Raw genomic sequence first — 13,063 nt, 5'->3', positions numbered from 1 at the left:
CTACAGACTGTCCAGAGAGCACCACCGGCTTCGGGCCGGTGGTGCGTTTTTTGCGTGGGCGCTCAATTGGCCACTAACCGTGGCCGTTTCCTCTCTGCAACGCCAGAGATTGGCGAAATCCTTATCGAAGGCGTTCTTCTCCCCGTCACTATACGGGGAGAAGTGCCCGGCAGGGCGATGAGGGGCGGCGCCAGGATCGGCCCTTAAACGCTCAACACGGGGTCGCTCATTCGTCTGAGGCGACTGCCCTTGCTGGCATCTCTTCTTCGAGCCCGCAGCCGGATCACCTTACCCCAACTCGACGGTCCGCCGTTCCGCGATGCTCTGCTCGGCGGCAAGCACGATGCGCAAGCTGTTGACCGCGGCATCCATTTGCTCGGTCAGATCAAGATCCTCGCGGATGGCGCGCAGGAAGAATGCCTGCTCGCGGTCGCAAAGCTCCTGGTGACCGGGCTCGTCCTCCATGCTGACGATCTCGTCGGGCTTCTTGAAATTCTTGTCGCCGTCGACCTCGGCATAGTGGATCTTGAGCGCGTCGGTCTTGGTGTGTCGGTCGATATCGGCTGAGTTCGACACCTCGGAGAGTTCAGCTGCACTGCTTGCCGTCTGGCCGGCGACGATCGAGACCGCGCCCTTCGGGCCGATCACGTCCTTCACAAAATAGGCCGTCTCGCTCATCATCGGCCCCCAGCCCGCCTCATACCAGCCGACCGAACCGTCATCGAAGGTGACGTGCAGATGGCCATAATTCTGCTTGGCGGCATCGGCCCACAATTTCGCGCCGATACCGTGAACGCGGACCGGTTTGGCGCCGGTCAGCTGGCACATCACATCGACATAGTGCACGCCGCAATCGACAATCGGGATCAGCGAATCGATCAGGTTCTTGTGCCAGTGCCAGGCGCTGCCGCTGCTCTGCTGGTTGAGGTTGAGGCGCATGACCAGCGGCTTGCCGAGCGTCTTGCCGACCTCAATGAACTTGATCCATGACGGGTGGACGCGCAGGATATAACCGAGCACCAGTTTGCGGTTCTTGGCGCGGGCCGCAGCGACGACCTTTTCGGCGTCTTCGATATCGGTGGCGAGCGGCTTTTCCATGAACACGTGGCAGCCCGCGGCAATCGCCTTCAGCGCATATTCGGCATGCGTGTTGGGCCAGCTGTTGATGGAAACGGCATCCGGCCTGGTCTCGTTCAGCGCATGGTCGAAATCCTCGTAGAGCGGATAGCCGGCTAATTCCGCCGGGATCTTTGTGTTGCTCTTGATCGTGCGGCTCATGATGCCGACGATCTCAAAACCGTCGAGCCTGTGATAGGCGCTGGCATGCGACGCGCCCATATTGCCGAGACCAATCACCAGCACTTTCACCTTCTCGGTCAAAGCCACCTCCCTTTTTTGATTTAGTTTGGGCGGCGACCCAGTCGCCGCCCATATCGTCACGAAGTGCCCTACTTGACCGCTGAGTCGAACAGATGCGCCTTGATCTTCTCGACGTCGAGCGCAGCAAAGCCCTCCGACAGCTTGGTGCCGTCGGCATCGGCCTTGACCTTGGCCTTGTCGAAATCATTGGCCGGGCCGATCAGTTCGTTGGTGCAGACGTCCTCGGCCTTCACCGGGTTGGTGATCTGGCCGATCTTGTGGATCTGGTCGAAGAAGCCCTGCCAGCTCGCCATGTCGTGCGAACCCCAGCCTTCGCGCTTATCCATGTCGCCACGGAAGACGTTGATCTGCTGCAGGATCGAGGTGGTGCCCAGCTCAGGCCCGAGATTCTTGGCCAGCGTCGGGAACTGCTCGAACACCGCTTCGACGGCCGCGCGCGGATTCTGGTAGCCGAATTCCAGGCCCATCGCCCAGCCGCGCAGGTATTTCTCCAGGAACGCCTTGCGGTCGGGATCATCGAGATCGGCCGACCGCACGACGAAAGTGTTCGCCGGCAGCTTCGAGTTCTGCACGCCGAGCCAGTATTCGAAGTCGAGGTTCTTGGCGATCCATTCGGCCCGCAGACCTTCCCACGACAGCGCCGCATCGCCTTGGCCGCCGGCCAGTGCGGTGCCCCAGGTCGGCCAGCCGGCCTCGACATATCGAACTTTCTTGATGTCGACGCCTTGCGAGGCCAGCAGCGGATCGGTGATCGACTGCCATGCGGCGGAGCCGAGCAGGATAGTCTTGCCCTCGAGCGTCTTCAGGTCGTTCGTTCCCTCGCCCTTGCGGAAGGCGAAGCTGAACGTGTCGCGCGCCCCCATGTGAAACACGGATTTGAGCTTCATGCCGTTCTGGATGGCGAAGGAGAAGACGCCGGGCGAGGGAAAGCCCATGTCAGCCTGGCCGACATCGACGAACTTCACCGTCGCGGTGCCGTCCGACGGGCCCGGCTGCATGTCGGTGTCGAGGTCGCCGAAATAGCCTGCCTTCTTGGCCGCCCAATAGGGATAGTCGTCGAGCACTTCGAGCGTGCCGCGCGGCGAAATCCAGGTGAACTTGCCGTATGGCTCGGCTTGTGCCCTGAACGCCGAGGCGCCGAGCGCGGTGGCGGTCACCACGCCTGCTCCGGTGACTTGCAGAAAATAGCGGCGGCTGATCCCCGCCTTGAAACCGATGTGACTTTCCTTGGTCATGGCATTTCCCCTTTTTGTTGGCCGGTAGTTTCTCTCGCCCGCCTCCCAGGCGCCATCATTGCCCCGCGCGCTAAGTCCTCGTTTTATGCATGTCCTTATTCCAAAATTGCTGCGCACTTTTGGGCGACATGCACTACGCCTCCCAGCTCGCCCACTTCTTGCCGATCAGAAAGAACAGCACGTAGATCAGGATGCCGAGGGTCGAGAGGATCAGAACCACCGCGAAGAATTGCGGCATCTGGATCATCGACGAATAGGTGGTCAGCCGGTTGCCGAGGCCGAAGCCGCCGCCGACCATCTCGGCGCCGACCGCGGTCAGCAGCCCGAAGATCGCGCCGATCATCAGGCCAACAAGGATCATCGGCAGCGCCATCGGCGCGCGGATCTTCCAGAATATCTGCAAGGTGCTGGCGCCATAGGAACGCGCCAGCGCGATCTTGGCGCTGTCGACGCGGCGAAAGCCCGTCGCCGCATTGATCATCACCATCGGCCCGGCGGCAAGCGCGACCGCGATGATGCGCGGCGTGTAACCGAAGCCGAAGCGCAGGATAAGAAGCGGCACCAGCGCCAGCATCGGCGTGGTGACCAGGATCAGGATGTAGGGCGCAACGATCTTTTCGGCGAACGGGAATTGAGTGATCACCGCGGCCATCACCAGGCCGATAATGGCGCCGATCGAGAAGCCGGAGACCAGCTCGACCAGCGTGTAGCCGAGATGCGGCGCGATCAGCGGGAACTCGTCGTACAGCGCGTAGGCGATCGCGCTTGGCCCCGGCATGATGTAGTGCGGCACATTGAACAGCCGCAGCGCCAGCTCGATGCCGCCGATGATGACCACCGCGACAGCGATGATGGCAGCGACCTCGGCGCCCGACCTGATGCCGGGGCCGCTGGCAAACGCCGAAAGATTGGTCAGGCTGACGTCGTGACCTTCGCCGGCCTTGGCGCCTGCCTTGGTTTTGGAGAATTCCGGTATGGCGTCGCCTCCGCTCACGGCCTGATCCTCACAATTTCTGCGGTGCCGCGCTCCCGCGCCTTCGGTCGTACGCGTTCGCCGACGATGTCCATCTTGATCGTGTTGGTGAGGTCGAAGACTTCTTTTGTCGCCATGATCTCCAGCGAGCGCGGGCGTGCAAACGGCACGCGATATTCCTGGGCGACGCGCCCCGGCCGCGCGCTCAGCACCACCACCCTGTCGGACAGGAAGATCGCCTCCTCGATGCTGTGGGTGATGAAGACGATGGTGGTTTTGGTGTCGAGCCAGATCTCCTCGACGAGACGGTTCATCTCCTCGCGGGTGAAACTGTCGAGTGCACCGAACGGCTCGTCCATCAAAAGCACCGAGGGCTTCAGCGCCAGCGCCCGCACGATCGCCGCTCGCTGCTGCATGCCGCCCGAGAGCTCGCGCGGAAACTTGCCGCCGAAGCCGTCGAGCCCAACACGATTGACGAGATGGGCGATCCAGGCGCGATCCGGCTTCTCGCCCTTGATCTCGAAGGGAAAATGGATGTTGGCGTCAAGACTGCGCCAGGGCAGCAGATTTGCCTCCTGGAAGACGATGCCGATATCCGGATGCGGCCCGGTGATCTCTCTGCCGTCGAGCCGGATTGTCCCGCTGGACAGGCGATGCAGGCCGGACATCGACCACAAAAGCGTGGTCTTGCCGCAGCCGGAGGGGCCGACGATCGAGACGATCTCATTGGCGTGAACGTCGAGGCTGCAGCGATCCAGCGCCAGAAGGTCGCCGGAAGCCATATGATAGATCTTGGTCGCGGCCTGCACGCCAAGCTTCGGGGTTTTTGCACTGCCCGCGTTCATGCGCCCCTCGCAGGTTGCGCGATGATCCATTGGGTCATCCGTTCGCAAAAATCAGTCTGTAACTATCCTACTTTACTGTCAAGCGGCGACCGCTGCTCTAGTCAGAGAGATCGTTTGTACCACGGTTACATCATTGTTTGGATTGCCTTTTCTATTTCTTGAAAAGCTTGTTGCTTTCCTACATACTTCGGGACACCGACCGCGTGAGGCGAAGCAGGCAAGCGGTGCGCAAACATGGTACAGGTCGACTTCCACGAACGGCAGGGATGACTCATGACCGAAGCTGACGGCCAGGGGCGGCCGACCTCGGACGGCGACCCGGATGGGCGCGATCCAGATGGGCGCGATCATGTCAGGCGCATCCCCGACATCATTTCGCTGGTCAAGGACTCTTACGGTGAATTGCGCCCGGCTGAGCGGCGCGTCGCCGATGTCGTGCTCGACGACGTCAGGTTCGCGGTCGACGCCTCCAATGCCGTGCTCGCCCAGCGCGCCCAGGTCAGCGAACCCACGGTGACCCGGTTCTGCCGCGCCATCGGCTGCGAGGGCGTGCGCGACTTCAAGCTGAAGCTGGCGCAAAGCCTCGTCGTCGGCGCGCTCTATCTGAGCAAGCCGCCGCCCACCAGCAGCGACAATGGCATGCCGTTCTGGAATGCGGTGTTCGGCGAGGCCCGCCGGGCGTTGCAGGAGGCCGAACGGCAGCTTGATCCGGCGCAGCTGGTGAAGGCCGCCGAGCTCATCGCTAAGGCGCGCCAGGTCACGGTCTTCGGCCTTGGCGGCAGCTCGTCGGCTCTGGCGCAGGAAACCCAGTACCGGCTGTTCCGCTACGGCATCACCGTCAGCGCCCAATGCGATCCGTACCTGATGCGGATGACCGCCTCGACCTTGAAGCCCAGCGATCTGGTGATCGCCATCTCGGCGACCGGACGCACGCGCGAGGTGATCGAGGCCGTCGAGCTCGCCAAGCATTACCGCGCCAACGCGATCGGCGTGACCGCGCCCGACACCGACCTTGCCCGCGCCTGCGACGTCAGGCTGACGGTTGCGGTTCCCGAATATCCCGACACGCTGAAGCCGACCGCCTCGCGTTTTGCTTTCCTCGCCGCGATCGACCTGATGGCCGTGGCGGCCGCCTACAAGCTCGACGGCTCGGCCCGCGAAACGGTCCGCCGCATCAAATACAACGCCCAGATCCATAGGACGGGCAAGGAGATGGAACCGCTGGGGGATTGAGGCCTGGTGTATGGACGTTTGCGCTTACCCCCTCCCCGCACAGAACGGGGAAAGGGGATCGCCAGCGTTGCGGCCATCCCCTTCTCCCCGTCCCTATACGGGGAGAAGGTGCCGGCAGGCGGATGAGGGGCGGCGCCGACTTTGACAATTGGGACGATTGAAGGAGAGAAAAAACAAATGCTCGACATGGCACCATCGAAACAGGCGGCCACCTGGCTTTCCTCCCTCTCCCGAGTGCTCGAAACGGGCGACGCAGCGGCCGCGGTCAATCTGTTCGTCGAAGACTGCTACTGGCGCGATCTGCTGACCTTCACCTGGAACATTAAGACGATGGAAGGTCGCGCGGCGATCCGCGACATGCTGGAAGCCACACTGGCGACGGCAAGGCCGACCGCCTGGCAGCTCAATGGCGAGGCGAGCTCGGACGAAGGCATCGTCGAGGCCTGGTTCACCTTCGAGACATCATCGGCGTGGGGCCAAGGCATCATGCGCGTGCAGGACGGCCGATGCCGAACGCTGTTCACGGCGATGAGCGATCTCAAGGGCTTTGAGGAGCGCAAAGGGCCGGCGCGGCCTTTGGGTGTACGCCACAAGGCCGACCCGGACCGCGAGACTTGGTCGGAGGCGAGAGCGCGCGAGGCGCGTGATCTCGGCGCCATTGAGCAGCCCTACTGTCTGGTCATCGGCGGCGGCCAGGGCGGCATCATGCTGGGGGCACGGCTCAGGCAGCTCGGCGTGCCGGCCATCATCATCGAGAAGAATGCGCGGGCCGGCGATTCCTGGCGCAACCGCTATCGCTCGCTCGTGCTGCACGACCCGGTCTGGTACGACCATTTGCCCTACATCCCGTTTCCGGAAAACTGGCCGGTGTTCACGCCCAAGGACAAGATGGGCGACTGGCTGGAAATGTATACGCGCGTCATGGAGCTCAATTACTGGACCTCCACAAGGTGCATCAGCGCGTCCTATGACGAAGCCGAAAAGGTCTGGACGGTCGAGGTCGATCGCGCCGGCCAGCGCGTCACGCTGAAGCCGAGGCACATTGTCTTTGCAACGGGCGCCTATGGCCCGCCCAGGCGGATCGACCTGCCCGGTGCCGATGTTTTCCAGGGCGAGGTCCTGCACTCCAGCCAGTATTCCAGCGGCGAGAAATTCCGCGGCAGACGCGTCGCGGTCATCGGCGCGGCGAGTTCGGGACACGATGTCAGTGTCGACCTCTGGGAGAGCGGCGCTGAGGTGACCATGATCCAGCGCTCGCCGACGACGGTGGTCAAATCAGATACGCTGATGGAGGTCGGCTTCGAGATCTTTTCGGAGAAGGCGCTGGCCCGCGGCATCACCACCGAGAAGGCCGACATGATCGTCGCCTCGACGCCGTTCGCGCTGCTGCCGCAAAGCCAGCGGGCGCTCTACGACATCATCAAGGCACGCGATGCGGCGTTTTACGACCGCTTGCGCGGCGCCGGCTTCGCCATCGATTTCGGCGACGACGAGACCGGGCTGCTGATGAAGGCCTACCGCACCGGCTCGGGCTATTATATTGACGTTGGCGCCTCGGATCTGATCATCGACGGTAAGATCGGCATCCGCAGCGGCGTCGAGATCAAGTCGCTGACGCCGACCGGGATCCTCTTCGACGACGGCACCGAGCTGGCGACCGAAATCATCATCTCCTGCACCGGCTATCAGTCGATGAACGAAACCGTGGCGGCGATCGTCTCGCGCCAGGTCGCCGACAAGGTCGGCCCGTGCTGGGGAATTGGCTCGGGCGTGAAAGGCGACCCCGGACCATGGCAAGGCGAATTGCGCAACTTGTGGAAGCCGACGGCGCAGGAAGCGCTATGGTTCCACGGCGGCAATTTGGCGCTGTCGCGTTTCTATTCGAAATATGTGGCGCTGCAGATCAAGGCGCGCATGGAAGGCATTGCGACGCCGGTTTACGGGGCGCCGAGTAACGCTAGGCGGTGAAGTGGGAAATCTCCCCCCTCGAGGGGGGAGATGGCCGGCAGGCTAGAGGGGGTCGCCGCGCGTCGAGCGCCAACCTCTATCCGTTGCAGGAAGGCGAGCCCGGTCGGACCGACCCCCTCTGTCGCCTTCGGCGACATCTCCCCCTCAAGGGGGGAGATCACCCATGCCCGAAATGCCTGGCCACGACATCGACATGCGTGTCGTCGGCATGTGCTTCGAAGCGCTCGATATCGCTCAGATCGTCCACGGCCTCGTTCGGCCACCAGGTGCCGCCAATCACGATGCCGTCCGAGACCAGCCTCTGCTCGGCGACCAGCGACGCGCCGACGGCGTCGACAAAGGTGAAGCGCCCCGGACGCAGCCGCAGCACTGCGACGTCGCCAATGGCACCGACCGCCAGCGTGCCGAGCTCGGGTCTTGCGATCGCCTCGGCCGGCCGCTGCGTCGCGGCGCGCAGCACCTCGACCAGCGGCATGCCGAGCGCCAGCAATTTCGACATGCAGACCAGAATGTCGAAGGCCGGACCGTCGACGCAATAGAGATGCACGTCGCTGCTGATCACATCAGGTGCCAGCCCTTCGCCGAGCATCGCCTTGGCGACCGCGAAGTCGAACGATCCCATGCCGTGGCCGATATCGAAGATGACGCCGCGCTCGCGCGCCAGCCGCATGTCGGGCCGCACCGCGCCCGATGCGAAGACCGGCGCGTTGGGAAACGGCCGGAAGCAGTGGGTGAGGATGTCGCCCTTGCGTAGCCGCGGCAGCACTTCCGAGCGGCCAGGCGGCGGCTCGTCGATATGCGCCATCAGCGGCAGGCCGGCCTGGTCGGCGGCCTCGAGCGCCAGATCGACCGGGGCGATGCCGCTGGTGCCGCCGGCATGGCGACCCGAGCGGACTTTCACGCCGACGACCACGTCTGCATGCTCGCGCACCGCCGCCACCGTCTCGCGCGGTTCGCAGAGCCTGAGGTCGCTGCACTCGCCAACCGAAACGGTCTGCGAGAAGCCGAAGATGCCGGCAAAGGAAATGTTGACATAGGCCAAGATGCGCACCTTCGACCGCTCGATGACGTGGCGGCGAAAGCCGAGGAAGTTGCCGGCACCGGCACTTCCCGCGTCGATGAACGTGGTGGTGCCGCTTTTTGCGGCGAGGCGGTCGGCATCGACGCCGAGCGAGGTGCCGCCCCAATAGACATGGCTGTGCAAATCGATGAGGCCGGGCGCGATGATGGAGCCCGTGGCATCGACGACGCGCGCGGCACGCTCGAAGGGGATGTCGGCATCGATCGCGGCGATGCGGCCGTCGGCGATGGCCACGTCGCGCTGCGCGTCGAGGCCGGACGCCGGATCGATGAGGCGGCCGCCTTTCAGGAGGAGATCAAATTGCATTGGCGTCCGGCTCCGTTCCGTATTCCCGTCAAACCGGTCTGTAGGCAACGGCCTCGACCTCGATCTTGATGTCGATCATCAGGCGCGACTCGACGGTGGTGCGCGCCGGCGGATCTGTTGGAAAATGCCTGGCATAGACGGCGTTGAAGGCGCCGAAATCGCGCGCGTCCTCGAGCCAGACCGTCGTCTTGACCACGTCGTCCATGGTGCAGCCGGCCAGCGCCAGCGCCGCCTTGACATTCGAAAGCACCTGCTCGGTCTGCTCGGCGATGCCGCCCTTGACCACCACGCCGTCGCTGCCGACCGGAACCTGGCCGGAGACATAGACCATATCGCCGGCCCGGACCGCCGGTGACAGCGGCACATGGGATGTTCCAAAACACTGCTTGGGCAAGGAAAAGTCTCCTGTTCAAAAACGTCGGCGCTTAGCTGTACTTCCGGCAATCGTCGCAGGTCCGCGCGGTTCCGGCTCTTTCGCCGCGCCGGTTTGCCCGTTTCCTGCCGGAAGGTCTACGCCTGTCCAAGCGATTCTCATATAGGCCGTGTTGGAAAGCAACATTTTTGGGAATTCATGTTGCTTTATTACAAGAGCATCAGCATCCTGCGTGGAGGTGGTTGCCTCAAGACATTCGGCAGGCGAGGATTGGATGGGGGACAAGCGAGGAGCCGCATGATCGATTTCGGTGGTCGCAGCGTGATCGTGACAGGTGCGGCCGGCGGCGTCGGTAGCGCGCTGGTCGCCGTCCTCTCCGCCTGCGGGGCCAGGGTGATCGCTTGCGATCGCGAAGGAACCGAACTGACCGGCGCCGGCATAGAAGAGGCGCATCATTTCGACCTGCTCGATGACGACGCCGTGGCGGCATTTGCCAGGCGCATCGGTGAAGGGGCGCCTCCAATGGCGGTCATCTCCAACGCCGGCTGGACACGGGCGGAAACGCTCGCCGATGTCTCGACGGCCGCCCTCGATTACGAGATGGATCTGAATTTTCGCAGCGCCGCCCTGCTGTCGCAGGCATTGCTCCCCGTCATGCGCAACCAGCCGCAGGGCGCGGCCTTCGTGTTCATCTCGTCGGTCAACGCACAAGCCCATTTCGGCAATCCCGCCTACGCCGCCGCCAAGGCAGCACTCAATGCCTGGATGCGCGCCATCGCCACCGAGGAAGGCCGCAACGGCATCCGCGCCAACGCCGTCATTCCCGGCTCGATCCGCACCGGAGCCTGGGAGCATCGCCTTGCGCACAAGCCGGAGATCCTCGCAGCCGTCGGCAAGCTCTATCCGCTCGGCAGGCTGGTCGAGCCCGTCGAGGTCGCCCGCGCCGCGGCGTTCCTGGCGTCGCCCTTTGCCAGCGGCATTACCGGCACCACCTTGAATGTCGACGCCGGCCTGATGGCCAGCAATCTGCCGTTTCTGGACCAGATCGGCGGTTGAGCGGATCAAGCCGAGTCGTCAATCGACCGAAACATCATGACACAGGGGAGCAAAAGTGATCTTCGACAAGAACCCGTTTCCGCCCGGCGACGCCAACCGCCATGCGCTTTGGGAGATGCTGGTGCGGCGCGACATCGACGCCTTCCTCGGCCAGGACTGGGCGATGGTCGAGGATGATTTCGTGGCCTCGAGCTTCTTCGGCATGCACGCCCATTTCCTCAGCGATGCGGATGCATGGCGGCTGCAGTTCCCGACGCTTCGCAGCTATCGTGACGAGTGGCTGCGCCAGGCCAGGGAAACCGCCGCGACGAAATTCGCCGAGCCGTTGCGCGAGGCGCTGTTCCGCGTCACCAACATGCGCGATATCGACGTCGACGGCGACCGCGCCGTGCTGCACAAGAAGTTCAACGGCTCGATCGCCAAACCCGACGGCAGCGCCGAGAAGCTGAAATGGCAAACCCTCTATTTCTGCACCAAAGTGGAAGGAAGCTGGAAGATATCGGGCTTCGTCGGCTACATGCCGCACCCGCTCGGAGGCTAGAGGCCGGCCAACTCGAAAGCCGGCGATCCTTCGCGCCCCCCTCTGTCCTGCCGGACATCTCCCCCTCGTGGGGGGAGATTGGCAGTTTCGCCGTATCGCTCACCTTTACAGCGTTGACAGTTAGCGAAGGCCGGCGTGACATCTGATCTCCCCCCTTGAGCGGGAGATGCCCGGCAGGGCAGAGGGGGGCGCTGTCCCGCCAACGTCTCGAAGGATTCTGCACAAGCAGCAGCATTTGGAATGAAACAGGAATCAAGGGTTCTGTTCCGCCTTGGCGGGGCGAGGCAATGCTCTGCCAAGCCGCTCAGCGGTCGATCCGCGTCGACAGGATGATCGAGGATGACGTCCGCTCGACCCCGTCCATCGCTCCGATCTGGTCGAGAAGCGTGTCGAGATCCCTGATTGACGGCGCGTCGACGATGACGATCATGTCGAAATTGCCGCTTACGGAATGAAGCGTCCGCACCGGCGGTAGCGCCTGCAGGCTGCGCACAACCTTGTCGGCAAGCTTGGGCGTGACGGTGAGCAGAACATGCGCCCGCACCAGTCCTTGTTCGTAGTCGGGCGAAAGCCTGACGCCATAGCCGGTGATGATGCCGCGCTGTTCCAGTCGCTCGATCCGGCTTTGCACGGTTGTCCGCGACACGCCGAGCCGCCGCGCCAGCTCGGCCGTCGAGGCGCGCGCATTCACCCGCAGCAGGGAGAGCAGGGCCTGTTCGGCGTTGCTAAGCACTTTCGACGAACCTCATCGGCATATTGATCAGCAAGCCACTTCGTTTCGAACAATTCCACGCTTCCTTTCGACGGGCAAGCTGCGATTCTATCTTCTTTATCAAAGGTAAGGCGAGGGAACTGTTATGAAGAAAATCATCGTTGTCGGCGCCGGCAAAATCGGCTCGACCATCGCCGAGATGCTGGCGTCCACCGGCGACTATCACGTCACCCTCGTCGACCGCTCGGCGGCACAGCTCGGCGCGGCCGAAACGCCCGAAACGGTCAAGACGCTGGAACTCGACATCGAAGCATCAGGCACGCTCGAAGCCGCTTTGGCCGGCAAATTCGCCGTGCTCAGCGCCGCCCCCTTCCACCTGACCACGCGCATCGCCGAAGCGGCAGCCAGCGCCAGCGTTCACTATCTCGACCTGACCGAGGACGTCGTCAGCACCAGGCGCGTCAAGCAACTGGCGCGCTCGGCCAACAGCGCCTTCATTCCGCAGTGCGGGCTGGCGCCGGGGTTCATCTCGATCGTCGCCAACGATCTCGCCAGCCGCTTCGACACGCTGGAAAGCGTGCGCATGCGGGTCGGGGCGCTGCCGCAATACCCGTCGAATGCGCTGAACTACAATCTGACCTGGAGCACAGACGGCGTCATCAATGAATATTGCGAGCCTTGCGAGGCGATCGTCGAAGGCGAACTGATCGAGGTGCCGCCGCTGGAGGAGCGCGAGGAATTCTCGCTCGACGGTGTCACCTACGAGGCGTTCAACACCTCGGGCGGGCTCGGCACGCTGGCCGAAACGCTGAAGGGCAAGGTGCGCACGCTGAACTATCGCACCATCCGCTACCCCGGCCATGCCGCGATCATGAAGGCGCTGCTCAACGATCTCGGCCTGCGCCACCGCCGCGACGTGCTGAAGGACATTTTCGAGAGCGCCCTGCCGGCGACGCTGCAGGACGTGGTCATCGTCTTCGTCACCGTCAGCGGCCGCAAGAACGGCCGCCTGCTGCAGGAAACCTACGCCAACAAGATCTACGCCAAGCGCGTCGGCGACATGGTCCGCAGCGCCATCCAGATCACCACCGCGTCAGCCATTTGCGCGGTACTTGACATGCTGGCCAACGGCACCTTGCCGGCGAAGGGCTTCATCAAGCAGGAAGACATCGCGCTCGACGCCTTCCTAGCCAACCGCTTCGGCCACGCCTATGCGCAACACGAGATGGTTAGCCGGCTCGCGGGTTAGGTTCCCGGCGACGCCTTCGTCATCCTGGGGCTGAGCAAGGAGCGAAGCGACGCGGCGCAGACCCCATGCCATGATGTAAGGGCGCATCCACGGTGCAGAATTCTGCTCCGT

General features: G+C 63.4%; 12 protein-coding genes. 5 read left to right on the top strand and 7 right to left on the bottom strand.

The features are described from left to right. Positions 1-288 precede the first annotated feature (288 nt). The 4 genes from ACWTU7_RS17300 to ACWTU7_RS17285 form a co-directional block, all read right to left on the bottom strand. The gene (locus tag ACWTU7_RS17300) at positions 289-1,380 is read right to left on the bottom strand and encodes a Gfo/Idh/MocA family protein (RefSeq protein WP_455839194.1); all 1,092 of its coding nucleotides are present in this window, start codon (positions 1,378-1,380) and stop codon (positions 289-291) included. A 68-nt stretch (positions 1,381-1,448) separates the two neighbouring features. Next, entirely contained in the window at positions 1,449-2,615 is a 1,167-nt protein-coding gene (locus ACWTU7_RS17295; RefSeq protein WP_287336201.1) for an ABC transporter substrate-binding protein, read from the bottom strand. Between the two features lie 133 nt (positions 2,616-2,748). After that, complete coding sequence (locus tag ACWTU7_RS17290; protein ID WP_065006517.1) at positions 2,749-3,609, bottom strand: ABC transporter permease; 861 nt, start codon at positions 3,607-3,609, stop codon at positions 2,749-2,751. After that, the gene (locus tag ACWTU7_RS17285) at positions 3,606-4,433 is read right to left on the bottom strand and encodes an ABC transporter ATP-binding protein (RefSeq protein ID WP_455839312.1); all 828 of its coding nucleotides are present in this window, start codon (positions 4,431-4,433) and stop codon (positions 3,606-3,608) included. Before ACWTU7_RS17285 ends, ACWTU7_RS17290 begins: the two co-directional genes overlap by 4 nt. Before the next feature lie 273 nt (positions 4,434-4,706). Between ACWTU7_RS17285 and ACWTU7_RS17280 the strand changes: the two genes are divergently transcribed. Both ACWTU7_RS17280 and ACWTU7_RS17275 read left to right on the top strand, forming a co-directional pair. Continuing rightward, positions 4,707-5,666 carry a MurR/RpiR family transcriptional regulator gene (locus tag ACWTU7_RS17280; RefSeq protein WP_127314044.1) on the top strand — a complete coding sequence of 320 codons (960 nt, stop codon included), beginning with the start codon at positions 4,707-4,709 and terminating at the stop codon, positions 5,664-5,666. A gap of 177 nt (positions 5,667-5,843) precedes the next feature. Continuing rightward, complete coding sequence (locus tag ACWTU7_RS17275; protein ID WP_455839195.1) at positions 5,844-7,634, top strand: NAD(P)-binding domain-containing protein; 1,791 nt, start codon at positions 5,844-5,846, stop codon at positions 7,632-7,634. A gap of 157 nt (positions 7,635-7,791) precedes the next feature. Here ACWTU7_RS17275 and ACWTU7_RS17270 read toward each other — a convergent pair whose 3' ends face one another. Together ACWTU7_RS17270 and ACWTU7_RS17265 are read right to left on the bottom strand one after the other, a co-directional pair. Next, positions 7,792-9,021 (bottom strand): amidohydrolase/deacetylase family metallohydrolase, encoded by a 1,230-nt coding sequence (locus tag ACWTU7_RS17270; RefSeq protein ID WP_455839196.1) that lies wholly within the window; start codon positions 9,019-9,021, stop codon positions 7,792-7,794. A gap of 28 nt (positions 9,022-9,049) precedes the next feature. After that, a complete protein-coding gene (locus tag ACWTU7_RS17265) occupies positions 9,050-9,415 on the bottom strand; it encodes a RidA family protein (protein ID WP_455839197.1) in 366 nt (121 codons plus the stop codon). A gap of 276 nt (positions 9,416-9,691) precedes the next feature. Between ACWTU7_RS17265 and ACWTU7_RS17260 the strand changes: the two genes are divergently transcribed. Both ACWTU7_RS17260 and ACWTU7_RS17255 read left to right on the top strand, forming a co-directional pair. Next, positions 9,692-10,450, top strand: coding sequence for an SDR family NAD(P)-dependent oxidoreductase (locus tag ACWTU7_RS17260; RefSeq protein ID WP_455839198.1), 759 nt, complete (start codon positions 9,692-9,694; stop codon positions 10,448-10,450). Between the two features lie 55 nt (positions 10,451-10,505). Next, positions 10,506-10,991 carry a hypothetical protein gene (locus tag ACWTU7_RS17255; RefSeq protein ID WP_455839199.1) on the top strand — a complete coding sequence of 162 codons (486 nt, stop codon included), beginning with the start codon at positions 10,506-10,508 and terminating at the stop codon, positions 10,989-10,991. Positions 10,992-11,295: 304 nt separating this feature from the next. On the opposite strand, the gene ACWTU7_RS17250 is transcribed toward ACWTU7_RS17255, so the two are convergent. After that, positions 11,296-11,724 carry an Lrp/AsnC family transcriptional regulator gene (locus tag ACWTU7_RS17250; protein ID WP_455839200.1) on the bottom strand — a complete coding sequence of 143 codons (429 nt, stop codon included), beginning with the start codon at positions 11,722-11,724 and terminating at the stop codon, positions 11,296-11,298. Between the two features lie 124 nt (positions 11,725-11,848). Between ACWTU7_RS17250 and ACWTU7_RS17245 the strand changes: the two genes are divergently transcribed. Beyond that, the gene (locus ACWTU7_RS17245; RefSeq protein ID WP_455839201.1) at positions 11,849-12,952 is read left to right on the top strand and encodes a saccharopine dehydrogenase C-terminal domain-containing protein; all 1,104 of its coding nucleotides are present in this window, start codon (positions 11,849-11,851) and stop codon (positions 12,950-12,952) included. Positions 12,953-13,063 lie beyond the last annotated feature (111 nt).

Source organism: Mesorhizobium sp. BHscii, from assembly GCF_053848065.1.
This window is presented reverse-complemented; position numbering and strand designations above follow the sequence as displayed.

Coding starts and splice junctions, on each gene's coding strand:
- ACWTU7_RS17270 (WP_455839196.1), bottom strand. CDS start 9,021: ATGCAATTTGATCTCCTCCTGAAAGGCGGCCGCCTCATCGATCCGGCG.
- ACWTU7_RS17285 (WP_455839312.1), bottom strand. CDS start 4,433: ATGAACGCGGGCAGTGCAAAAACCCCGAAGCTTGGCGTGCAGGCCGCG.
- ACWTU7_RS17295 (WP_287336201.1), bottom strand. CDS start 2,615: ATGACCAAGGAAAGTCACATCGGTTTCAAGGCGGGGATCAGCCGCCGC.
- ACWTU7_RS17275 (WP_455839195.1), top strand. CDS start 5,844: ATGCTCGACATGGCACCATCGAAACAGGCGGCCACCTGGCTTTCCTCC.
- ACWTU7_RS17260 (WP_455839198.1), top strand. CDS start 9,692: ATGATCGATTTCGGTGGTCGCAGCGTGATCGTGACAGGTGCGGCCGGC.
- ACWTU7_RS17245 (WP_455839201.1), top strand. CDS start 11,849: ATGAAGAAAATCATCGTTGTCGGCGCCGGCAAAATCGGCTCGACCATC.
- ACWTU7_RS17280 (WP_127314044.1), top strand. CDS start 4,707: ATGACCGAAGCTGACGGCCAGGGGCGGCCGACCTCGGACGGCGACCCG.